General features: G+C 70.9%; 18 protein-coding genes. All 18 read right to left on the bottom strand.

Annotated features, from left to right (window positions below; translation table 11 throughout):
* Positions 1-41 precede the first annotated feature (41 nt).
* Positions 42-1976, bottom strand: coding sequence for a hypothetical protein (locus tag VF584_22235; GenBank protein HEX8212911.1), 1935 nt, complete (start codon positions 1974-1976; stop codon positions 42-44).
* 695 nt (positions 1977-2671) lie between these two features.
* Positions 2672-3229, bottom strand: a complete 558-nt coding sequence (locus VF584_22230) for a hypothetical protein (GenBank protein ID HEX8212910.1) — start codon at positions 3227-3229, stop codon at positions 2672-2674.
* 23 nt (positions 3230-3252) lie between these two features.
* Positions 3253-3627 carry a hypothetical protein gene (locus VF584_22225; protein ID HEX8212909.1) on the bottom strand — a complete coding sequence of 125 codons (375 nt, stop codon included), beginning with the start codon at positions 3625-3627 and terminating at the stop codon, positions 3253-3255.
* Between the two features lie 167 nt (positions 3628-3794).
* Complete coding sequence (locus VF584_22220; GenBank protein HEX8212908.1) at positions 3795-5096, bottom strand: hypothetical protein; 1302 nt, start codon at positions 5094-5096, stop codon at positions 3795-3797.
* A gap of 65 nt (positions 5097-5161) precedes the next feature.
* Positions 5162-5731: a hypothetical protein gene (locus VF584_22215; protein HEX8212907.1), complete on the bottom strand. Its 570-nt coding sequence runs from the start codon at positions 5729-5731 to the stop codon at positions 5162-5164.
* An 89-nt stretch (positions 5732-5820) separates the two neighbouring features.
* Positions 5821-6270: a hypothetical protein gene (locus VF584_22210; GenBank protein ID HEX8212906.1), complete on the bottom strand. Its 450-nt coding sequence runs from the start codon at positions 6268-6270 to the stop codon at positions 5821-5823.
* A gap of 111 nt (positions 6271-6381) precedes the next feature.
* On the bottom strand, positions 6382-6600 hold the full coding sequence (locus tag VF584_22205; GenBank protein HEX8212905.1) for a hypothetical protein: 219 nt from the start codon (positions 6598-6600) through the stop codon (positions 6382-6384).
* Positions 6601-6701: 101 nt separating this feature from the next.
* Positions 6702-7634: a ParA family protein gene (locus VF584_22200; protein ID HEX8212904.1), complete on the bottom strand. Its 933-nt coding sequence runs from the start codon at positions 7632-7634 to the stop codon at positions 6702-6704.
* A gap of 84 nt (positions 7635-7718) precedes the next feature.
* Positions 7719-8024 (bottom strand): hypothetical protein, encoded by a 306-nt coding sequence (locus VF584_22195; protein HEX8212903.1) that lies wholly within the window; start codon positions 8022-8024, stop codon positions 7719-7721.
* A 68-nt stretch (positions 8025-8092) separates the two neighbouring features.
* A complete protein-coding gene (locus VF584_22190) occupies positions 8093-13249 on the bottom strand; it encodes a hypothetical protein (protein HEX8212902.1) in 5157 nt (1718 codons plus the stop codon).
* A gap of 441 nt (positions 13250-13690) precedes the next feature.
* On the bottom strand, positions 13691-14893 hold the full coding sequence (locus tag VF584_22185) for a hypothetical protein (protein HEX8212901.1): 1203 nt from the start codon (positions 14891-14893) through the stop codon (positions 13691-13693).
* 51 nt (positions 14894-14944) lie between these two features.
* Positions 14945-15259, bottom strand: a complete 315-nt coding sequence (locus VF584_22180; protein ID HEX8212900.1) for a hypothetical protein — start codon at positions 15257-15259, stop codon at positions 14945-14947.
* A gap of 262 nt (positions 15260-15521) precedes the next feature.
* Entirely contained in the window at positions 15522-16808 is a 1287-nt protein-coding gene (locus VF584_22175; GenBank protein HEX8212899.1) for a site-specific DNA-methyltransferase, read from the bottom strand.
* 69 nt (positions 16809-16877) lie between these two features.
* A complete protein-coding gene (gene dnaN, locus VF584_22170; GenBank protein ID HEX8212898.1) occupies positions 16878-18698 on the bottom strand; it encodes a DNA polymerase III subunit beta in 1821 nt (606 codons plus the stop codon).
* A 142-nt stretch (positions 18699-18840) separates the two neighbouring features.
* Positions 18841-20961 carry a hypothetical protein gene (locus tag VF584_22165; GenBank protein ID HEX8212897.1) on the bottom strand — a complete coding sequence of 707 codons (2121 nt, stop codon included), beginning with the start codon at positions 20959-20961 and terminating at the stop codon, positions 18841-18843.
* Positions 20948-22180: a hypothetical protein gene (locus VF584_22160; GenBank protein HEX8212896.1), complete on the bottom strand. Its 1233-nt coding sequence runs from the start codon at positions 22178-22180 to the stop codon at positions 20948-20950. The genes VF584_22165 and VF584_22160 overlap by 14 nt, the downstream gene beginning before the upstream one ends.
* A complete protein-coding gene (locus tag VF584_22155; GenBank protein ID HEX8212895.1) occupies positions 22177-22677 on the bottom strand; it encodes a hypothetical protein in 501 nt (166 codons plus the stop codon). The genes VF584_22160 and VF584_22155 overlap by 4 nt, the downstream gene beginning before the upstream one ends.
* Positions 22674-23249 (bottom strand): hypothetical protein, encoded by a 576-nt coding sequence (locus VF584_22150; protein HEX8212894.1) that lies wholly within the window; start codon positions 23247-23249, stop codon positions 22674-22676. Before VF584_22150 ends, VF584_22155 begins: the two co-directional genes overlap by 4 nt.
* Between the last annotated feature and the right edge of the window lie 125 nt (positions 23250-23374).

Genomic DNA, 23374 nt, shown 5'->3' with positions numbered 1-23374 from the left:
GGGTGAGGGAAATCCGCCCGCGGCTTTTCTCTCCGTGGGTTCTACAGGCTCGCTGGGCCCTCGCCGACTTCGCGGGCCACTCTCGCGGCGCGCATCGATTTCCCGAGCACGCCCATCGGGAGCGCGGCTCCTCCCGCGCCCCGCCTTCCCTTCGCGGCGAGCTTTGATCCCGCCTGCGCCCGCTGGTCGGGGGAGAGTGCGTCGAACCTGCGCTGCGCGGTTTCCTCGGCCCGGCTCACGCCGCCGACTTCCCTGACCCTCGCGTCGGCAGCCTTGATCTCTGTGGTGCGGCCCGATACTACTCTACCTGCTGCTTCGCGGACTTTTTCGCGGCCGTGGACCGTCTCCCCCTCGGGAGTGGTCCAGCTCATCGGGTTGATCGCCTCGCGCTGCGCTTTGGTATGGGCGACGGCACGATCCAGCACGCGGGGAACCGCGTCCCGCGCCGGCTGCTCATTCGCGACTCCCACAAGGGCCGCGCCCTTTCCCCACCACCGTGGGAACGGCTCAGAGCGCACTTTCCCGAGGATCGCGGGATTCTCCGCCACCTTCGAGCGCGCCGCGTCAAGGTTCCCCTTTTCATCCTGAACGAGCTTTTCCCACGCGGTCGCCGCTTTAAGGGGATCCGTGTAGGCCCTTTCCGCCGCAGTTCTGAAATCAAGCATGGTGCGGCTCACGGCTTCATCCTGCTGATCAAGCCTTGCGAGAGCCGTTTCCGCACTGGCCCTCTCTTTCCGGAGGTCCTGCCCGCGCTGGCTCTCCACCTGTGCTTCCTCGGCCGCGATATAGGCGCGCACGGCCTCGTCCACGGCGGGATCATCGGCCAGCCGGACGCGCTCCGGCGCCCGGGGCTCGTCACCGTCAGGCAACTCGATCCCGCCCCCACCGGGGCCCCCGCGGTCGGTGCCGCGGCCCCGCGCACGCTCCGGACGACGCTGTTCAAGGTGCTCCTCGAGCGCCGCGCCGTGGAGTTGGATGGCTTCCTGGACCCCCTCCATCGCGCGCTGCGGATCCCGGGCGGAACGGGCTACGCTTTCGAGCGCTTCGCGGGCTTCGAGTTCCGCCGCACGGTCCGGGAACCGGGCGGTGTGGTACTGGTAGGCGACGCGGGCGTAAGCAATCCCCGCCCGCGCAAACGCTACCGAGTCCACACTGTCCCCCGGCCGGTCGACGCGGAGTTCCCCGAGAACGGTGGGGTCGCGCTCAGCCGTCTCGATCGCGGCGAGGCCCTGCTGGTTAATGAGGGAATGCAGTCGAGCCTCGGCGATCAACGGGTACTGGTACCCGGTCGCGAGGCGGGCCTGCATGGCGTGGGTGACAGCGACGATGCGGGCCTGCTGACGCTCCGGAAGCCTTTCGGGCGCCGCACGCTCGTCGTCCAGCGAGCGAGGGAGCGGCGCAGGCCGGTCGAAGTCGTATCGCGGACCGATCCCGAGCCGTTCGCGCAGGGTGTCGCGCGCGCAGGCGATTTCAACGAAGCGGTCCACCGCTTCCGGGGCCGCGTCACCACCGGTGAAGTCGCCGGCCCGGCGCCGCACGACCGCCGCCGCGCGCTCCGGTCCGTACGCCGCGCTGAGTTCGTCCCACGCGGCGCGAAGGCGCGGCACCGCTGCAGCTCCCGCGGTCTGCCCGAGCGCTTCCGAGAAGGCTTCGTCCAGAACGCTAGCGGCGAGGGTGGCGTTCGTTTGCGCAAGCCGCGCGTGATAGGCCCGGGCGCCGAGGCGGGCCGCCTCCTGCGCCTGTTCCGCACCTCCATCGAGCAGAGTGCCGAAGGATGCCGGAGTCTCGCGCATCTGGATCGCTGCTTCACCGAGCCCGCGAGCGTTCGCCATATCCCGAAAACCGGCGTACGCGGCGCCCGGGTCCGCGTACGCGGTTTCCAAACGGTCGCGGTACGCCCTGGACGCGGTGCGAACGTATTTGGCGAGAACGGCGTCCGGATCGACCGGTTCTGGAGTGTGGATAGTCGTGCTCATGTGCGACAGCGACTAAAGTATCCTGGGTTCGGCCACGGCCTGCAGGCGGACCAAGATAGTCCCGCGCGGCGTTCAGGCCAATAGATCTAACGTTTTAGGTCATCTCGGGGGGCGGTGTGGCCGCATCCGGGCGCCCCGGTGGCGGAGGACGCTTGTGCTTTTTCGCGCGGAACTGGCGTCCTCGGGGTTGCTCGCGCTACGGAGTATACCGAAAACTCCGCGCCACGCGGTAGAGCGCCCAGTGCAACGGTTTGGGGAGTGCGGTCTGCGCGCGGGGCCCATGTACAGTCGGTGCGCACTGGTACCCCGATGGCCGATCTCCGGCTGTCGCGGGTCGGATGTGCGGGGCAAGCGGCGGGAGCGCTCACGCCCCAAGAACCGTGGAGCGAGAGTGGCGGGACCAAAGAGTCCGGCCGCAGTGGATGCCAGCGTGGGCAACGCTCTCTCGACCTGCACGGGATGGACGTCCGGGGAGAGGTGGATCCGCGGGGACATCACCGATCGAAAGGAGGAATCAGGGCCGCGGGGAGTCAGGCAGCGGCGCGAACGCACTCCTGGGCGGATCCCACGACGGCGGTATCCGACAATGAGGGCGACGGTGTTCACGCCGACGCGGTTCGACCCAGCGAGCGGACATCTCTCCCCCCGTTCCGGGAACAGCCCCCCCTGCGCCGCGGTTGGGGTCCGCATCCGCTTCACCCGTATGAGGACCAGTGACGTGGTCGCCCGTCCCACGGGCTCGCTCGCAGGTGCTGCCGGATGGTGACGGAGTTGGTGCCGTCGGCGCGGTACAGTTTCGCCTCGCCGATAAAGCGGTCACGGACGGGGGTACAGGTGCCGCGCATCGCCAGCGGCGCGGCCTCCACCTGCAGGGACTCGATCTCCCGCAGCTCGACCGATGCGGGGAGGGTGCGAGTGACCTGAAAGAAATGGACGTTCGTCTGCTCGTAGCCCCAGGAACAGTCGAGGATGTCGCCCACGCCGAGCGTGTGGGGCCGCGCACGCTCGGCGCGCGCCTGCGCGAAGGGCCTGCGCTCGGCGAAGAGGCGGTCGATCTCACGCCGGCGCTCGTCATCGGAGCGGAAGGTGTAGCGCCAGCGCGGCTTCGCGCCGCGGCCGACGAACGCGACCGCCGCGGCGCGCCCGTCGGGGCCGGCGTAGAGGTAGGCCACCGCGTCCGAGTTCGGGTCAGCTTCTGGAGTGGAGCCCGCGGGGATGTAGGACTCGCGGGTCCTCGTGGCGTTTCGCTGCATTGTGCCGGTGGTGTTGATGGTAGTCAGAAGAGGACGCCCTGATCGGCCTCCCATGGGGGGGCCTGCGCCTGCGGAGCGGCCACGCGCGCGGGGATGCGGAAAGCCCGGCGGAACGCGTCGTAGAGCTCGATGGCGTTCCACGTGAGCGTTGGAGCCCCCACGCCTGCGGGGGTCGCGGAGAGATGCCACGCGAACGGACGCCGGCCCATCACGTCCGCGGCTCCGTAGCGCCCGGAGAACACGACGTAGCCGGCGGGCTCCATTCGGTCCGGGGCGCGGCGGTAAACGGGAGTGCCACCGCACATCAGGTTCGACGACAGGAAGCTCGCCACGTCGGCGTTCGTCATCCCGTCGCGCAGGCCCTCAGCAAGGAGCGAGGCCTGGTACGAAACCGTCATCCTGCCCGTCGAATCCGCCAAATCGCCGTGCGGGTAGAGCCGGTTTTCGACTGCGGCCCGCAGCAGGTCGAGATGGGGATCTCCGGTGTCCGGCCAGGGCACCGGACGCACTGGCGCCGGGGAGCGGGTGTCCCGCGGGTTGCTCCGGGGTCGGCGGGCGGGTGTCATCAAACGGTCTCGATCAGCGGTACGGGGTCACCGAGCCGCAGGTCCGTCCTGAGCTCGTGGTTCGGGATCGCGGTCGGGTAGTAGTCGCGGCGACGGTCGAGCCGGCGTCCGCGTGAGCGTGCTCGCTCCTCGGCGAGCAGGCGGTCCGTCAGTGGGCGGTAGCGGATCTCGGTCTGGCGCCGATACCACGGGGCTCCCAGGGCAGTGAAGTACGCGTGCTTCGGTGGAAACCGCTGCACGCGGATGCCCGAGCCCCGCGGGTGGCGGAGTTCCACGGCGGCTCCGGCCGGGACGTGCTCGCGCCGCCACCCCTGCCAGGCCGCGTCGAGTGCCGTGGCGATCGCCGGCTCGCTGGCCGTCGCATCGTCCAGAGCACCCCGGATCCACCCCGCATCGTACACGGCGGTGCTTCCGCCTGCGGTGACGTGGATCGACACGGACCCGCCTTCCCAGGCGAGGCGGAGCGCGGCCTGCGCATGCCCGCGGTGGGATGAGGCATTGGCCTTCGCCAGCGTCCGGGCGCTGAGCCGGCGGCCCGAACGCAGTCCGACTTTCTCCCGCGTCCAGCCGCCGTGGTTCGTACGGCCCGTGTAGTGGAAGGCCAGCAGCTGGTAGATCCGCCCGAGCATGTTCTCGTAGGGGTCAGCCCAGGTGGCGACCCCTTTGATGAAGCCGCGCCCGCGGCCGCGGTCCGCACCCGCGGATTCGCGCAGCAGGCGAAGGTCGCCGGGCTGGAGGACGTGCCCCCGGAGAAGTCGGTGGTGTGCGGACCACAGGGCCCGGTTGCGCGCTTCGAGCCCCGCCAGGCATCGGGAGAGGAACCAGCTCGCCGCCCCCTTTCCCAAGGGACCGCCACCGGGCTCGGTGGGTGTGAGCGCGAGGCGGCTCAGAACCGCGTATTCCGCCTCGGTGACGGAGAGGTGACGCCGCTGGACGGGGGTGCGCGTTCGGTCCGAGGCGAGCAGGGCGAAGTTCTCGGCGGCCCACCGGGGTCTGCACACTCGGCTGAACACCGCCACGCCCAGCAGCGCCGGCCCCCGGTACAGGCCGAAGGCGAGTCCCCTCATCCCTGCGCCGGCTGTATAGTGGTGCCGCGCGAGGAAGTCGCCGATCAGCTGCTTGGAGCCGTCAGTGGGGATACGGCGGACCTCGGCGCCAGGCGCGGAAAACAGCGGGCCGGTGGGGGGGCCACCGCGACGTCGCGGGTCCGTGACGACGTCCCAGAGGGCGAGCTGGTCGAGGTAGAGAGAGGCGCCTAGCGAAGGGTCGGCGCCGGGCCAGGCGAGCGGTCCGTCGGACACGGGACCGCGTGCACGGCGGTGCAGAACCGCGGGGGTTGTCCGCCGGCTCGCGCGTGATTGCGGGCTCATGCGGCCAGCCTCGGCTTCCCGGCGACGTCCGCGTCCCGCTCCGGCATGGGGATGAACTCGGGACGGGACGCACGCCGGGTCACCGTCCCGAGAAGGGTACCGCTCGCCACCAGGTGAACGTGGACGTCACCGGAGGCAGCGCGGCGGTCGCGGCGGAATTCCAGGTCGTGGGGATGGACGCGGGCAGCCGCGGCGACACGCGCCTTCAGCGCGCAGGTGAGCGGAATGGTGCGGCCCCGGACCTCCGCCCGGAGCAGGCGGTTCTCGTCGCGCAGCGCCGCGACGAGGCGGGCAGCCGCGGCCACGACGCGTTCGTCGCCCTCGCGGAGCAGGCAGGCGAGGAGATGCTGGCAGACGATCTGGCGCCAGATGAAATCCCCGCAGTCGCACCGCTCCATCGCCGGGTCGATCAGGTCCACGTAGTGAACCGATTTCGCCCCCGAGACCTGGTAGCGGCCGCGCTCGACGCGTTGTACGGACAGCCCCAGCGCGCGGGCGAGGCGGGCCGGATCGATCCCTCCGGCTGCCTCGATGTTGACCAGCGAGATCGTGCGGGTTGGTTTCATCGCCACTACCGGGACGGCAAAAGAAGAAGGGCCGGGCGACGTGAGTCGATCTCACGCGCTCGGCCCTCATTTTTCTTCCTGGGGGTTCGCTACGCCTGAACCACCGCTTCGTCCCCGGAGGTCACGATCCAGCCGGTCCCCACCTCGTAGACTCCCCCCCGGACGGGCGGGGGGGGCTGCGACAACTCGATGTCGGGGACGCTGCCGTAGCGGTCGCGAATCTCGGACATCACCCGCGCGTGCTCGGCTTCGCGCCACGCGTTGAACGCCGAGATCACTGCGTCGGGGATCGGGACCGACACATTGTACATCCGGCGCAGGAGGCCGATGGACGGAATGACCTCGCGCTGCCAGTCGGCTTCCGTGCCATTGTAGATCGAGCGCTCGTACTCGTCCGCCGAACGACGCACCTCCACGCGGTACGGAGCGCCGTCCCCGGCGACCTCGTACTCGGCGAATCCCATGAAGGAGCACGTCCAGCGGAACCGGTACGCGGGAGCGGGGGGCACGCTGTTCGAGCGGCCCGCGGTTTGTGCCACGTGATCGTCCATCTGGCGGAGGCTGGGTGGAAGCGGGGCCGGGCGGGCGTCGGCGCGCGACGCCAAGGGTCAGCCGCTTCCCTTTTCTGGTGGGGGTAGACCCCGTTCTCCTTACCTTCTGCGCCTTCGCGGAAGCGCCGCCCAGAGGGCCTGCCACAGCTCCGCGATCACGGCCGACAGGTTGAGGAGCACCCCCTGCAGCAGGTCGGATCCGGGCGAATGTTTCCGCTCCGCCGCCATGGTCTTCGTGGCCGGCGGGGTGGTCGTGGCGACCTGGACGAGGTGGCAGCGGTCGCACTCGCGCGCCGCGAGTGCCCGCGACCCGAGCATCGCGATCTCCCCGCGGGCACGAACGTGTGACCAGGGTCCCAGCCGGCCCTCGGTGCACGTGGGGCACGGCTGCGCGGTGTCTTCCACGGGTGTCGTGGGCGTCATGCGGCGACGGTGAGAACGTCGGTGGGGGAAGAACGGAGCAGGCCGAGCCGGGTGCCGCGCAGGCGTACCTCCTCCGACAGGTCGGCAGGGTCGATCCCCGAATCGATGCCGCGCAGCAGCACTTCGGCGGCGAGATCGCGATAGCATTGCGCACCGGTGGACCGCAGGAGCGGGTCTTCCTCGAAGATGGTGCGAAACGCCTCCTGGGCCCGCTCGATGGTCACGTTGCGGCGCACGACGGTCTCACAGACCGCCGGTCCATAGCTGGAACGGATCTCAGCTTCTCGGTCCGCCGTGTCGGAAAGCTGGTAGTTCAGGTCGGTGAGAACGATTCCGAGGAGCTGCGCCATGGGGTACGGGCTTGCCGCGCGTAGCGCGATCAGGCGCTCCAGGAAGCAGTAGAGGCGGCCCAGACGGTCCACCTTCGAGGGGATGAGGAACCTGTCGCCGGCGGTCATCGCGAGTGACAGGGGGAGCCCCACGCCGGCCGGGCAGTCGATCAGAACGACGTCGATCGGCGTCTGGAGCATGGACAGCGCATCCCGCAGGCGTGTGCGGAACCTCCGCATGAACCTGTTCCTCTGTTCATCGGTGATTTCAGCCGCGAGCGCGATGCGGACCAGCTCCTCCTCGTCCCCGAGGATTTCGCAGGCCGCGATGAGGTGGAGGTTCGGGGTGGTGGTGCTCCGGATGGCGTCTTCGATGTGCATGCCGTCGATGAGCACGTGCCCGAGGTGGGGCCCCTCGCCCTCGTGCCCTCCGGTCAGCGTGTACGACGTACTCGCCTGCGGGTCGAGGTCGATGATCAGCGTGCGGTAGTCCCGCCGCGCGATCCCGAGCTCGCCCGCCTGTGCGAGGGCGGCGCCGAGGTTGATCGCGGTGGTGCTCTTGGCGACGCCGCCTTTTCTGTTGATGATGGGGATCTTCATGGTCATCGCGGAGGCCGTGGAGCCAGGCCGTTTCCCGCAACTGATACCCCGGGTGCTCCCGCACCGCCTACGAACGCCTCTGCCTCATTCGCCAGGGATGGGTTCGGTCCAGCCCGCGGCCTGGCCGCCGTGGAAGCGGAGGCGTTCGTCCCGTTCCATGTTCCGCTCCCAACCCGGCACCCGCGTGACGAGCCCGTCGGGCAGCACGATCTCGTCGTCCGATTGCAGGCCATCGCGGAAGACCCGCAGGCGGTACCGCGGCCGGCGATCGGCGGCCGTTGGTGGCAGCAGCTCCTCCACGACGCCCTCGCCTGCATCGCGGCCGGGGCCTTCGGGCCAGGCCAGCCGGTCGGCGACGCCGTACTCGTGCTTGTGTTCCGTTTCGCTCATCGGTGCCCCGCGGGCCGGGCGGGGCCGTTGCCCCCCGCGCGGCGCTGGTGGTTAAGTGAAGGTCAGGCTCACGCAGCGATCGCGACCTCCGGGTCTTCGTCTGGTTCCTCCTCGGCGGTCGCAATGTCGAGGGATCCCATCGTCTGACGCTGCCCTCTGTCATCGATCCGCAGGGAGCGTTCGATCTCGCGCAGGCGTTCCACCAGCCCGAGCAGCTTCGCCTCCTGCGGGAAGGGCTCCTCCTTCAGCGCTTCCAGATGTGCAACCTGCGTGCGCAGGTAGGCGACCTGCTGCTCGAGGCTGGGGATGATGGCGTCGAGGCGGCGCGGCATCGCCTCCAGGCTCAGCACCAGGTGGACCGGGGACTGGAAGAGCTGCACGTCCTGCTCGTAGTCCCGCGCGCCGCGGAGGAGCAGCGCGGTTTCTGCCTGCGGATGCACGACCGCGAACAGGTCGAACCCGGCAAACTTGCCGACCTGGATCGTCTCGCGCCGGCGCGCGCGGTGGCACCCCTCCTCCATCGCACGTCGGAGTGCGTTCCCCGCCTCGGGCCTGGTACGGTACTCCCGATCTCCGATCACGAGCCGGAACGCGTCCCCGTGGGTGTCCTGCCTCCGCTCCACGTCCGCCTGCGCGGACGCGAGGCCCTCCTCGGCGGCAGCCAGGCGGCGCGGGTAGTCGGCCCTCTCGCCCCGCGCGCGGATCTGGCGGTCGAGGAATGCGCTCCGCGCCCTCCGCATCCGGGCGATCTCCGCCTCGATGTTGGCCCGTTCCAGGATCAGCGGGTTCCCGGCCGCGAGCGCCTTGACCTCGGCATAGCTCAGTATGATGGAGTCGTTGTCCGCGATCTCGCGGATGCTCGGGTCGCCCATCATCACCCGGTTGATCATCTCCAGCTTGTAGTGGAGAAGATTCCAGATGTATGCGTCGAAGCTGCGTTCGGTGACGTAGCGGCGGATCCAGATCACCGGGTTCAGGTTGCCGCGGCGGGCGCCGCGGCCGTCGCGCTGCTCGACGTCGCTCGGCCGATAGGGCGCGTCCAGGTGGTGTATGGCGATGATCAGGTCCTGGACGTTCGTGCCCGTCCCCATGTTGAAGGTCGAGCCGAGGACGATGCGAACGCGACCCGCCCGGATCGCTGCCTGTAGCGCCGCCTTCTTCCGCGGATTGGTCGCCTCCTGCATGAAGGCGATCTCGGCCTGCGGAACGCCACGCGCGAGGAGCTTGGCGCGGATGTCGTTGTAGATGCTGAATCCGCCGTCGTACCTGGGGACGGAGAGGTCGCAGAAGATCAGCTGCGTCGCACGCGCGGACCGGGTTTCGTCCCAGCGGCGGAACACGTCCTCCACGAGCAGGTTCACCTTGGAGCCCGGGTAGTCCGGGGTGGACGGGTCGATCAGGCGCATGTCGAGCGCTGCCTTCCGACCGTCCGTGGTGACCTTCAGCATGTTGTCGACGCGCGGGTCGATCTTGGCGCTCGGATCGCGGATCGCGGCGGCTCTCTCCACCAGAGTCGCCGTATACGCGAGGAGTTCGTCGCTCGGCTCGGCGGTGGCGACTTCGGGGCGGCCTCCGAAGAGGGCGGGGCGGGGAAGCTTCAGGACCTGCCTCGGGCCGCGCTCCCGCACCCGGATGCGCGGCCAGGGGGAAGTCCCCGCCATGCTGGGAGGGGAAAGGGCCGAGGCCGGCGCGGGAACGGACGAAGCCTCCGACGAGGCCTCCGCCGCGTCGTCGCCGTCCTCCGCCGGGGGGGCGTAGAGGGATTCGGCGATCTGGATGTCCACGCGCTGGCTGATGATCGCCAGCAGCTCCGGGACGTTCGTGAAGTGGAACCGCTCACGCATCGCGAACCCGGCGCCCGACGGGCTCGGCTCCAGCGCCCACGTGCGCCGGATGAAGTTCGCCGCGAAGGCGTCGAAGTGTTCGATGCCGTACTCGCGGAGCAGGTCGGGGGCGAGGTAGCGCAGGTGGACGTGAAGCTCGGCGATCGTGTTGGCAATCAGGGTCCCGGTCATCCCCACGACCGCGCGGCCCGGCCGCTTCCCGTGCATGTACGCGGACTTCATCCACAGGTCCGAGGACCGCTTGGACGGCTTCGCCGCCCGCGGCATGCCCACGATCTTCGTTCGCGTCGCGGCGTTCTTGTACAGGTGGATCTCGTCCACGAACAGCCAGTCGATCCCCAGCTCCTCGAAGGTGAGGTTCTCGTCCCGGTCCGAGCGGTGTCCCAGGCTCCCCAGCCTCGCCTCGTACTGCCGGAGCACGACCTGGAGCTGCTTCACCGTAAGGCTGCGCTTGCCTTCCTCCCTCTCCGCCTCCGCGTGCAGCTCCCGGAACGCGTCGACCTCCGATTCCAGGAACGTGCGCTCGAAGTCGGCCGACATCCCCAGCTTCTCGAACGCGGAGTGGGTGACGATGATGGCGTCGTACTCACCGCTGGCGGCGCGAGCGAAGAAGAGCCGGCGGCGGTCCTTGCTGCTCACGTCCTCCACGTGGGCGGTGAGCAGGCGGGCCTGCGGGTATGCCTGGAGGAATTCGCGGGAATACTGCTCCAGCATGTGGCCCATCGTCGCGTGCAGCGGCTTGGAGCAGAGGCCGAGCTGGCGCAGGCGCATGCTGGCGAGGATCGCGGCGAGGGTCTTCCCGGCGCCCACCGCGTGGGCCATGCCCGTGCTGCCGTGGGACACGATCTCCCAGGCGACGTTGCGCTGGTGTGGTTCCGGCACGAGCGCGGCGGAGAGCCCGGGGAAGCTCATGTGCGACCCGTCGTACTCGCGGAGCCGGACGTCGTTGAAGCACTCGTTGTAGCGCCGGACCATGTACTCGGCGCGGTCCGCGTCGGCCCACGCCCACCGCACGAACTCCTCGGCGATCTGCTGGCCCTTCTCCTGGGCGTCGTCGGTCGCGGCGACGTTGCGGACCGTCGTCTCCTTGCCCTTCTCCTTGATGGTGTCGTAGATGACGGTGGCGCGCTGGTTCAGCAGGTCCTCGATCAGCCGGAACGCGCTCGCGCGCGGAGTTCCCCAGAGCGATCGGGCGCGCACGGCGTCGCGGACACGCTTCGACGTGCGGAGCGCCCAGAGCGCTTCCTTGCCGACGTTGGCGAGCTGGACGTCGCTTCCGGCGGGAAGGTCGAGGAGATCGCGGATGAACTGCACGTAGACGGCGCGGCCGATCCACGTCGCTCCCAGGCCCAGGGCGATGTTGGACGGCCCGACATCTTCGGGCTGGACCATCTCCAGGGCGTGCACGTTGATCCGGAAGCGCGGGTCCTTCTCCGCGGCCTCGCGCGCCTCGCGGAGCTTCCGGCGGACGCGGCCCGACAGGTACTCGTCGTCCGTCTCCCATCGGCCGGAGCCCGGGTTGAGGAAGATCCGGCCCTCCAGCTCCTTGGCCACTTCTTCCTCCGTGCGCCCCCACAGGCCCGCCATCAGGCCAAGGTCGACGCGGCCCGCGCGGTCGAGGGTGAGGAGCAGCGCCTCCTCCGCGGTCGATGCGCGGTCGGGGATCACGAGGGGCCGCACGACGCGCTGCGTGAAGATCGCGGCCTTGCGGACCGTGTGCGTCTCGGCGTCGTAGTGCTCCAGTGCCGCGACGTTCATCGCGTACGGGTCGCCCCGGAACGCCTCCAGGTTGGGGCGGCGGATGCTGATGATCCCGTTCGCGTCCTCTACGCGCTTCTCGCGATTGATCGGCCCCCACATCCGCACGAACGCGTCGTAGAGCCGGTTCAGCTCGGCGCGCGCCGACGCCTGCTCCTCCTCCGGGCAGTCCTGCGCCTGGGTGCGCAGCACCTCGCGCTGCGCATCGCGAATCGCGCAGAGCGAAACCACCCGGTAGACGTCGCGCTGGCTCTTGTCGGCCTTCAGCCCGTGGAAGACCCATCGGCCGCCTAGCCAGCGGCGCAGGCGGCCGCGGATGACCTTGTACGCCCCGTCGGCGAGGCCGGCGGCCAGCTCCGCATCGCGGAAATCGAAGGTTTGCGCCGCGTCCCGCGGGGTGTAGACGTCCTCCGGCAGCAGGGCAGTGATGCGCTCCAGCTCGGCATCGAGCGAGGAGCTCGGCGGGAGCACGACCGCGGGATCGGCGGTGCGGTACTGGTTCTTCCCCGTGAGCCGGAGCGATCCCGCCATCATCTCCGGCCGCGCGGCGAAGTATTCGTTCACGAGGGCCGGCCCGTCCGGCGTCTCCACCTCGACGGTTTCCAGCCACGCGGGCCCGGACGGCGCCCGGCCCGCTTCCCGGCGGCGAAGGATCAGCAGGTCCGTGGTAACCCGCTGGACCGCGCGGCCGCGGAACGCGCTGTCCGGGAGACGGACGGCGGCGAGCAGGTCGGCACGCTCGGCGAGATCGGCCCGTACCGTGGTGTCGTTCTGGTCGAGCGTGTAGCGGCTGGTGATCAGGGCCACGATCCCGCCGGGCCGGGTGAGCCCCACGCTCTTCCAGATGAAGTAGTTGTGGATGGAGTAGAGGCGGGGATTCCAGACGGGGTCGTGGACGGGGTAGTTCCCGAACGGGACGTTGCCGACCACCAGGTCGAACGCGTTCGCGGGCAGGACTGCCTGCTCGAAGCCGGTGACGCGGACGTCCGACGAGGGGAAGAGCAGCCGGGCCATCTCTCCCGCTACAGGCTCCATCTCCACGCCCGTCCAGCGCACGCCGGACTCGGGAGCGGGCCCGTGGCCCATGAAGGCGCCCGTCCCCATACCCGGCTCGAGCGCGTTCAGGCCCCCCCACACGGGGCCGCCGACGCCGAGCCGGGCCAGCATCCGGTACACGGCGCGGATGACGGCGCCCGGAGTGTGGTTCGCGTTCGGCGTGCTGGCCTCGCACGCCCGCCACTCGTCCGGGGTGAGCAGGCCCCGCAGCTCCGCGCCCAGCCCACCCCACTCGGGGTGCTGGTCCACGAAGAGACCGGGGAAAGGGCCCCAGCCGATGTAGCGGGAGAGGACGTCCTGCTCCTCGCGCGACGCGGCGCGACCCTCGGCTTGGATCTGCCGCAGCGTCCGGACGGCCTCCAGGTTGGCGCGGACCTGCTTCCGGGGGCCGAGGTGAACGGACGCGGCGGGGAAGCGGAAGTCCGGGTATCCCACCGGGACGACGACGCTCGTCCCCGGTTCCGTAGCCTCCGGGATGTTCAGGAGGAGGGATCCGTCCGGAGTGAGGCCGAAGAAGCCCAGCTGGTCTTCGGACGGGTGAGTGAACTGCTCGGTTGCGGGCGTCATGCTCCTGCACCTTGGAGGCGGGTGGACCGTCGGCGGCGGGTGCCGATGGATTGCACACCCCACTTTTCTTCTCTGGGGGTTGACGAGAGGGGGAGCCGAAAGCGAGGAAGGGGCGGCGATCGGGGAGGAAAAGAGGGGAGGCTCCCCGGGCGGGGAGCCTCGCGCTGATGCGGGTCAGTTCAGATAGCGGCCAGGGTCGTAGAAGGCGCGAGCACGGTCCTCCTCCAGGGCGGCGTCGAGCCAGAACCGGGCTTCGTCGGCCGCCGTGGCGGGGGTGCCGGAGCCGCCGCTGCGAGGAGGCTCGCGTCGTGGCAGATGAGCATGTGCGTGAGCGAGACGTCGTCGGGGTAGAGCCTGAAGATGTCCAGGACCGGCGTTCGGCTGGCGGGTTTCATTCTCGGATTGCGATGGTCGCGGGGGAAGCGGGGGCTGCCCGGCGGGTCAGGCCACGTGCACGTCGGCCAGCTCCGCGCGCCGCCAGGGGCGCGCGCGCAGGATCTGGGCGAGGCGGCCCTGCTGGTGCAGCGCGTTCGGATCGGCATCGGTGATCATGCGGCGCCAGCGCTGGGCCACCCAGGCATCCCCGAACGCTGCGACGAGTCGCGTCCGCAGCGCCTCGGCGCCGAGATCTCCGGCGCGCTTCTCGTCCCGGCAGTCGTGCCAATCCACGATCTCGGCGGCACCGGCGAGCTCTTCCGTCCAATGGTCGAGCCAGACGCCGGCGCTGTACATCCCAGCGGCAGTCTCGCCGAGCTGCCGCAACGTTTCGCCGTCGATCTCGCCTTCCGTGATGTGCACGGTGAGCGCGCGCAGGGCGTCGGCGTTGAACGGCCATAGCGGCTTGGCCGCCACCAGGTTCCGGTACCGGTTGTGCTTGTACTGCGGGTTGTCGGGAAGGATGTTTCGGAACCGGATCCCGATCAGCTTCCGCCGGCGGTAGAACGGGATCAGCAGCGCTGGAAGGCGGCCGCTGAAGGGGAGGGTCACGCGCTCCTCGCCAGGGTCGGCATCGAGCGGGAACCCCGCCGCGGCGAGCTCCTCGCGGGAGTAGGTGCGCAGGAGATACCGCCCGACGGCGGTCCATTCCCCGGACCCGTCGATGGACCGGAACCCGTAGCTTCGCGCCGCACCCGCATCGAGTCCCCGGCCCGTCAGGTACCGCGCTCCCCGGAGCGTCAGGCGAAGGCGAGCCACAAGGTCGGCGTACAGCACGGGGGGCAGTCTGGCGCCGGGTGTCTGCCGCACCGCGGCCAGGTTGGCCTCCTGCTTCGACGGGAGCACCAGCCGCGGACGCGCGACCGGGATGACCAGCGCAGGCCGCTCACCCGGCGCGAGCGCGTCGTCGTACGCGATTCCGAGTTCCGCCGCGAGCCGGCGGCACGTATCCGCGGGGCGCGTGCCCCAGTGCTGCGCCGCGACGTCGATGATCGAGTATCCCCGGCATAGCCGTGGCTGGTCGGCGCCGCAGGCCGCCCAGCACCCGAATCCGGCCCCCTCTCCCGGGTAGGCGTGGAGCGCGTCCGAGGACCCGCAGAACGGGCACCCCCACTTCCGCCGCTCGGACTTCTCGCGCTTCGGCAGGCCGATCAGCAGCGCGACGGCCTGCGCATCCTTATCGTTGACTGCTCTCCACGGCAGTGGCACCCGAAATCCTCCGTTCGGGATGGGGTTCAGGACTGACTCGCACGCGCATTTTCAGGGTGGCGCCGCGTGCGGGTCGCTCGTCGGGTGGTACCCCGGACCGCGGGGCGGCGCCGTCCATCCAGCCGTCCGGTGCGAGGCCGCGGATGATGCCCTGAAGCTCGGCGACCCGTCCTCGGCGTCCGAGATGCCGTACGACTCGGGCTCCGAGCCGCAGTGCGGCCGCGCGGCGGCCACGAGCCACTCCATGTTGGCCTCCACGCGATGCAGGAGGTCCAGGTCGACGGGGACCGCGGCCGCCGGCGCGGAGGCGGCGCTGGTCTCTCGTAGGCGCTCGCCGTCCGTCATCGGCTGGGGTGTGTTGGGCACCCGCGGCCGCCCATTGCCGGGTTCAGCGCCGTGCTCAATCCCGTCGGCGTGCCGAAGGAGGTGCTCACGGTCAAGCAAACTGATCGGATCGCCAAGCGCGGCAGCTCGAATAACCGCGGCGAATACAGGTTGTGGCTCAGGCATGTGCGAGAGTGTTGATCGGTGTGAAGGGGCTAACGCTCGCCTCCCGTACGCCCGGTGGGCGCATCGGGGAACGCGCACCCGGATTGGCCCGCGGCCGCACGGGCGCTGGTGTCGGTGCTCATGCATGCATTCGCTGTGATGCTGCGAAGAGGTCCGGCTGCCGGGGCGCGGGCGCCCGCAGGAAGTCGGGGAGGTGGGAGCGGAAGTGCGGGGACCGCTCGAAGTGGAAGACCGACCCGCGCACATATGTCAGCGAGAGGTCGCACGCGAGCCAGCGGCGCCCGAGCCGTTCCGCGGCCGCCGCCGTTTCGCCGGATCCGGACAGCAGGTCGGCAACAAGGCCGCCCGGCGGGGTGAGGAGGCCGATCGCGCGCTCCGGCAGCTCACTGGGGAAGCGGGCGGGATGCGCGGGGACTCCGGCCTCCCGGCATCTCCGGAAGTAGTACGAGTTGCTGTCGGTGTTCGCCGCCGAGAGCAAGGCTCCCGGGATTGCCCCCCCGTTGTCTGCCCCGAACGCGCCCGGCGCGAGCGCGTGCCCACTCGGCCGGCGCGCCCCCGCCTCGCCGCCGCCCGCGACGCGCAGCTCCATCGACCTGCTGTAGGGGCGCAGGACCGCGGAGTTGTCTGCGTACGGGTGGGGGTGCTTGGCGAACCAGAGCACCGGCTCGACATCCGGAACGAGCCGCTCCCGGCGGATGCACACCCACTCCGCGGGCGACGGGAGCTTGGCCGGGTTGTGCCAGTAGAGCGTCTGGCACAGCACGAAGTCGAGCTCGTCCACCATCCGCAGGATCAGCCGGTGGATCCACGTGGATTCCGCCGGCCGGCCACGCTCGAACGGCGACCCGAGGTTGAGCACCATCGATCCGTTGTCGTGCAACTTCGGGCGGATGCGGTCGGCCAGCCCCAGGACCCAATCGACGTGCGCGCGCTCAGGGTGCTGGTTCTCGTACGGCTTCACCTGGTCCGGGTACGGCAGGCTGCTCATGAAGAGGTCGAGGCTGCCGTCCTCGATCACACCTGCGGCGTCGTGGGCGTCGCCCCACAGCATGACGCCCTGCGCGGTGACGAACACCTGGACGACGACGCCGCGTACCGCGTTCCGCAGCGCCCTGTCGCCCCGATCGGTGAGGGACCACACTCCGCTGCTGGGCGCGTGGACGAGGTCGGCGAGGGTGGCCCGCTGGCGCACCCAGCGGACGTGCCGCCCCCATTCGTTGACCATCCGCCCTTGCCGGCCCGCCCGGGTGCGCCTGCTGCGCCGCCCCGCGGGAAGCGCGACCGCCTCCGCCAGGGCTTCGCGGACGTGCTCGCTCGACGCGGTGCCTCCCGCGTCGCTCAGAACCTGGAGCATCGGCAGGAGCAGGTCGCCCTGCCGCGGCAGCGTGCCTTTCTCGCCCGGCACGATCCTCCCTTCGTTCAGAACGGAAAAACGGCGGCCGGCGCATCCGCGCCGGCCGCCTTCCCGCGTCGCCTACAGGAGGCGCAGCGGCATCACCAGCATCTCCGTCCGGGCGCCGCTGCTGTCGTCCACCGGAACGATGGTCGCCGCGCGCTCGGGCGCCCTGAAGGTCATGCGGACCTCGCCCGCCGGGCAGTAGCGCAGCAGCTCCAACAGGTACAGCGCGTTGAAGCCGATCTCCAGCGGGTCGCCCTCGTACTCGACCGCGACGTACTCCTCGGCCGTGCCCAAGTCGGCCGACTCGACCGAGATGCGCATCAGGGTGGGCTCCTCCCCGAGCGTGAACTTCACCCGGTGCGTCTGCTCGCTGGCCACGATCACCATGCGCCGCAGCGCGGCCGTCAGCGCGGCCTTGTCGGCCACCAGCCACTTGTCGTTGTCCTTCGGCAGCACCTGGCGGTAGTCCGGGTACGGGCCCACCATCAGACGGGTGATGATCTCCCACCCGTCGCCGCGGAAGCCCACGTGGTTCTCGGTGCACGCGACCTGGACCACCTCGCCCTCGGCCGGGAGCCGCGCGACCATCCCCAGCGCCCGCGGGTGGATGATCATCTCGGGGTGGCCGGACCCCGTGTCGAGCGCCAGGTGGGTGCCGGACAGGCGATGGCCGTTCGTGGCGACCATGCCCATGTCCGCCTCGGAGAACTCCCACAGGACGCCGTTCAGGATCGGGCGGGTCTCCTCGGTCGATGTCGCGAAGCCCGTCCGCTCGATCATCAGCGCCAGCGTGGCGCCGTCAATGCCGAACGCGTTGCCGTCCCACTGGATGCCCGGGGGAGTGGGGTACTCGCCGCGGGGGATGGTGGGGAGCTTGTAGCGGGTCCGCGTGGCCTGGCACCACAGGTGGAGCGTGTCCTCCTTCAGCCGCAGGGTCAGCACGCAGCCGTCGGGGATCTCCCGCACGATCTCGTGGAACTTCTTGCCGGCGACGAGCACCGCGCCCGGCTCGCTCACCGTGCCGGCGATCCGGCGCGTGACGGTGGTGTCGAGGTCGGTCGCCGTCAGCCGGACGTGCTCGGGCCCGTCGGTCTCGATCAGGATGCTGTGCAGGACCGGGAGCGAGGCTTTCCCCGGCAGCCCCGCCACCACGGCCGCCAGCCCCGCCTTCACGTCCTGCGGCTTCAGCCCGACCTCCATCACGTTCTGCGGCTCCGGCTGCAGCAGCACGGTCGGGTCGCTCGCCGCCGCGGGCGCGGGGACGTCCTGTGCGAGCACCGCGGTCTGCTCCGGCGCCTCGGCGTCCGTGGCGGGCGCGGTGCCGCTGACGCCGTCCGCGGCCCCGAATACCTCGTCCAGGGCGGCGTCGATCGCCGCCTCGGTTGCCGCGTCGATCACCACGCCGGTGCCCGCGGCCCCGCCGTCGTCGCTGGCGCCGACTTCCTCGGCGGACGCGGCGACGCCCACGTCGGCCTCGTTCGGGGCCACGGCCGCCGTGCTGCCGACGTGCGACTCCAACGCGGTCGCGACGGCCTCGGTCGGGGCCTCGGCCTCCGTCTCGGCGACCTGGGCCACGGCGGCCGTGTCGGTGCTCAGGGGGACCGTTGCGACGGCGCCCTCCTCCTCCTGCGCCCGCTGCGTCGACCCGGCGTCGCCTGCCGCCTCCACGCGCGTCCGGCCCGCCGCGCGAGCCCGGCGCTGGCGCGCGGGCGCGGGAGCGCTCTCGGTGCTCACGGTGGGGCTCACCGCCTCCGCCTCCGCCGCGGCCTCGCGCTTCTCCTCCCCGCGCTTCGTTCCGCCCGGTACCTCGGGCTTCTCCCGCCCGCGGCGCGAGCGGTCGGCACCCGCCACGCGCGAGCGCGCCTCCTTCGTCGTAGTCTCTTTTCCCTTCGCCATCGGTTGCTCCAGATCCGAGTGCAAGAAAACCGGGGCGAGGACTGGAATCGTCCTCTCCCCGGCACCAGGCCCAGCGCAGCCGAGCCCGCGTTCGCACCCCTCTCTTTTTCTTCCGGGGTTTCCGAAGTCGCGGTCGAACCTCCTATGGCAGGGGAAGCGGCGCGGCGGGGTACGCTCCCGGCGCGCGGATCGGAACGCCCGGCGGAATCGGAGGAAATCCCCGCATCGTGTCACGCACCCGGCGCACGGCGACCGTCCCGCCGGTGGCGCGCAGCTGGCGCGCGTAGGTGCGGCCGGGCACGGCGGACGCGCCGCTGTACGCGACGTTGCCATATCCCCATCCACCCGGGGGCTGGAAATAGGGGTGGAGCAGGCGGTCGTCGTAGAGGATCGACCGGGACGCCGGCTGCGTCGTGGGGGTCCCGGAGGGCGTGGTGCCGAGCGGCGTGGCGAACGTCGAACAGTCCGCCGAGGTATCCGGGCCTTCGGCTGCCTCCACTGCGCCGATGATGCGAAGCCCTGCGGAGCGCCAGTCCCCGAGCACCGCCGGTATTCCTTCCCAAACCCCTCCGAAGTACTGGCCGTCGCGGGTCTGGCAGTAGCCGGATCGGAGAACCGCCGTGATCGTGACGTTCGTCTCCGCCCGGAGCGGGGCAGCGGCGGGGGTGGTGCTGCCGGCGCGCGGAACGCTGTCCCACACCGCCGACGTCTGGAGCTGCGAGGCCGCTTCGTTCGGCAGCACGACGATCCGCGGTGCATGGATTTTCGCCGGGGGCGGTCCGTTGTAGCCCGCGCGAAATGCCGTGTTGAAGCTGCCCGCCACGTATACCGGGATCTCCGAGTGGATGGTGAGGGGACCGGCCAGGGAGGTCCCGTTCATCAGCAGGACGATCTCCTGGGCTCCCGAGGGATTCGCCCCGGCGGCCTGCCCCGCTGCCCGACGAATCGACAGCACGCCCCCGGCCACGGCGGGCATGGCGCCGAGGTCGATCCGGAACCCGTACAGGTTGGTGGGGCACCTCGCCGTGCGGAACGTGGTGCCGCCGATCGTCGCGTTGCAGCGTGGCTCCCGTCGCGCATCCGGGAGCAAGCCTCTCCACGGCAGTGCAGGGGAGGCCGGATCGGGAGCGGCGACCCCGGCCAGCTGGGGTCCGGGGAACGGCCACGGGAGGTAGGTGACCGCGGCGAGCACGTCGGCGCAGCCCTCGCCCTCGTACGCCGCGCCGCATGTGGCGGTGAACTCGCCCCCCGCGCCGGAGGTGGCGCGCTGGAGCTGTACCGACGGGAAGTATCGCGCTGCACCGCCGCACGTGAGCGAGCCGGCCGCAGGCACGTCGTCGCACTCGCCCGAGCCCGCGATGGCCGCGCTGCTGAGCCGACCGGGTCCGACCGGCCCGCCGAGCGCCGCGGGAACCCGGACCCGGCCGCCCGACGGGCGCAGGCTGGCGAGCGGGTCCGACTCCGCCTGTGCGCGGGAAACGGTCGCGAGCGGAAGCTGACCATCGCTCCCCACCACGAAGTGCGATGCCGGCGACGCGACCTCGATCCCGTCCCGCGCGTCGATTCCGCCCGTGTAGCGGATGATGTGGGCGCACGAGAGCGCGAGCAGCGTTCCGTCGACGCGCACCGGGCCGCTGATCGCGCTGTTCGCGGTCGCGGAGGCGCAGAGTTCGGCATCACCCGCGGCGTACAGCGCGTGCTGGTGGGCTGGAATCTGGGAGATTGCCAGGTCGCGCCTCACACGGTAGGCCGCCCCGTCGCGGTCCCGCACGGTCGCGTACACCGCGATCACGAGCGTGCGGGCCGCGACCAGGCCGCCGATCGGGGGGACGCCGGCGTACGAGAGGCGCGGCTGGTCGGTCCAGGTTGCGAGTGGCACCTCGTCGTGCGGAATCCGCTCGTTCTCGCGGATCTCGATCACCCGCCACCCGGAGCGTGGCTGGTCGAACTCGAGCTGTGGATCCGCCAGCTCGATGTCGAGCACCGCACTCGCGTTCATGACGGCGAGGTCGGAATCCCATAGCGCGCCCGAAACCTGCTGCGCGCGCGCGAGGATCCGCTCCTGCATTTCGGCCACGACGCCCTCGGCGGCCGCTGCGAGGCGCGCGCGGCGCGCCGCAGCCCCGGCGGATCGCTCCTCCGCCACGTTCAGGAACACCGTCGTGCTGAGTACGACGGTGGCGACGAGGATCAGGATCAACACCCCGTTGATCGTGAAGCCGCGGCGGCACAGGAGCCGCGCCTCGGAATCAGTCCGCGTCACCGGTGCCTCCTTGCAGGAGTGATCGAGTGGGCACGATGATCCACGCCTGCCGTTCCAGCGGCTGCGCCTGGCTCGCGGACGCCACGCGGTAGGTGTACCGGACCCGCACGGCCGCGATCGTGTGATGGCCCTTCCGGAACCGCCACGCGGGCTCGCGGCCGGATGCCGCCGGGGCCGCGCTCCACACGTAGTTGGCGTTCCCGGCGCCCGGGCGCAGATCGGCGGCGCCCGTGGCCGGCGTCCACACCCCTTCCTGAAGCGTCTCGACGCCGAGCCCGCGAACGGGACCCGCGATCGCCACTGGGGCGCGCCACTCCCCGGCGGGAGTCATGGAGTTCTGACGAACGAGGACCGTGTCGCGCCCCGGCTCCCCCCGGACCCAGAACCGGGACGCGCGGACGCGGACCGCCCGCACCTTGGGCAGTGCGCCGGCCCCGCTGCGCCAGAGGGCGAGCGGCGGGGACGGAAATCCGAGGTCCGTCGTCCGGTCCGCGACGCTGAGCTCCGTGAAAGCCGCCGTCGGCCCCTGGGCGCGGCAGGACGGTTCCTGCCGGGGTCCGGCGGTGACCAGCTGCTCGATCTCCTCGCAGCGAGAGCCATCGGGAAAGAACGCCTGGGGACAGGGTCCGGGGGCGGTCGTTCCGCCTGGCTGGCGGACGGAGCCCACGATGCGGAAGAAGGTCGATGAGGGACCGGGCGTGACCGGGCAGACGAGCCGTTCGGGGCAGTCGCCCGCGCAGGGGGCGTAGAAGACGGCCGGCGGACCCTGTACCTGGAGTGCTGAGAGTCCGGTCGAGCGCGTGCCGACGATGATCAGGTCGCCGTCGCGCACGCGGGCGCGGTGATCGCCCACCAGGGCCACGCAGTCGGCCGCCCCCGTTCGGCACGGGCGGGAAGCCACGGTCATGGCGGCCCCGTCGCCCTGGAGAACGATCAGGGTGTCCGCCGGTGCCCCGCCGGTTCCGGTGGCGGGCTTCACACCAACGCCGGCCAGGTTCGGGGCGGCCGGGAGTCCGGTCCCGGCGCTCTCCAGCGCGCGGCGAAGGACGCGCTCGACGGTGGTTTCGAGGGTGCCCGCATCGGTGCCGGAGCGCGTGGCGCCATCCACGGCACCGATCACCTCGCCGATCCGCGCAAGCACGTGAAAGAGGATGATGCTGATCAGCAGGACGTAGAGAAGCTCCAGCAGCGTAAAGCCGCCGCGGCCGCGGAGGTTCATGGCAGGTCTCCCAAGGGGGTTCCGTCGGGGCCGCTCGCCCCGACCGCGAAGGATCTGGTGATCGACCCCGTATCCGTGGGGCCCGCCGAGCGAGGAAAGGTCACTGTGATCGAATAGTCGTGGACGACACCGCCCGCCGAGCAGCCGGAGGGCGGAGGGTCCGAGGCGTTGTCGCGCGGCGCGCCTCCCACGGAGCAGCGGACGGTGCGGCGTGTGACGATCGAATAGCGCCCGTCGGCAGCCGTGCGTCCGGTGCGCTCCACGCGGTACGCCCGGACCGCTGCAACGCCGTCGGGATCGGCCGCGGTGAGGAGCGCGACCTCGTTGCGCAGCACGCGTTCGGCGGCGAGGCGTTCCTGCCGGTCGGTGGCGATTCGAGTATTCGTGGCGAGAGTGCCGACGATGGGATGGAGCGCGAAGCCGAGCAGCAGCATTGCGATGACGACGCCGTACAGAGTGAAGCCCGCCGTACGGCCCTTCTGCGTGGGTGAGGTCATTTTTCGCTCGCCTCCCACGCGGCGGAGGCCGGGTTCCAGCCGAACAGGAGCACGTCGCGCTCGCGCGTGAGGACCAGCGCCCACGACACGCGGGTGGAGCGCGAGTGCCCGATGAAGTAGACCACGTAGTCGGAGAGCCCCGTTTCGCACGCGTCGACCGTGCAGCGGACGGTGCCCGGGATGCGGCCGTCCGTGGCTGCGCCCATCGGATCCACACTGGCCGTGCCCCTCCTCCAGCGAACGCCGCCGTCGAGCACCACCCAGTCCGCGGACGGATCGTCCGCCGGCATGACGCCCGGCGGACCGGCGAGGGCGAGGAAGCGACCTCCTCCCTGTGCGGAGTCGGCCACGGCGCGCACCACGAGGTCGCCGCCATCAAGCTCCGCGTCGGCGAGCCCGGCCCCGAGCATCGCGCGCATCCGCATGGCCGCCCCCGCTGCTTCCCGGCGGGGGGATGGCCGGGTCGCGGTGGCGAATCCCCATGCGCCGATCGCGATCACAATCACGAGCACACCGACCATTTCAATCAGGGTGAAGCCGTTGGCCAGGCTTCGTCGGCGGGGTCTGTTCACGGGGTGAGTCTCGTCATCCGAGGGGAGGTACCCGGGGTACCAGCGTTCCGGGCGCGGCGGGTATCGCTGCTCCTGCCGGGTACCCCGGACCATGGCCCGCGGACGTTGAGCCCCGCGTTATTCCG

This window comes from Longimicrobium sp., assembly GCA_036389135.1.
Lineage (GTDB): Bacteria > Gemmatimonadota > Gemmatimonadetes > Longimicrobiales > Longimicrobiaceae > Longimicrobium.
This window is presented reverse-complemented; position numbering and strand designations above follow the sequence as displayed.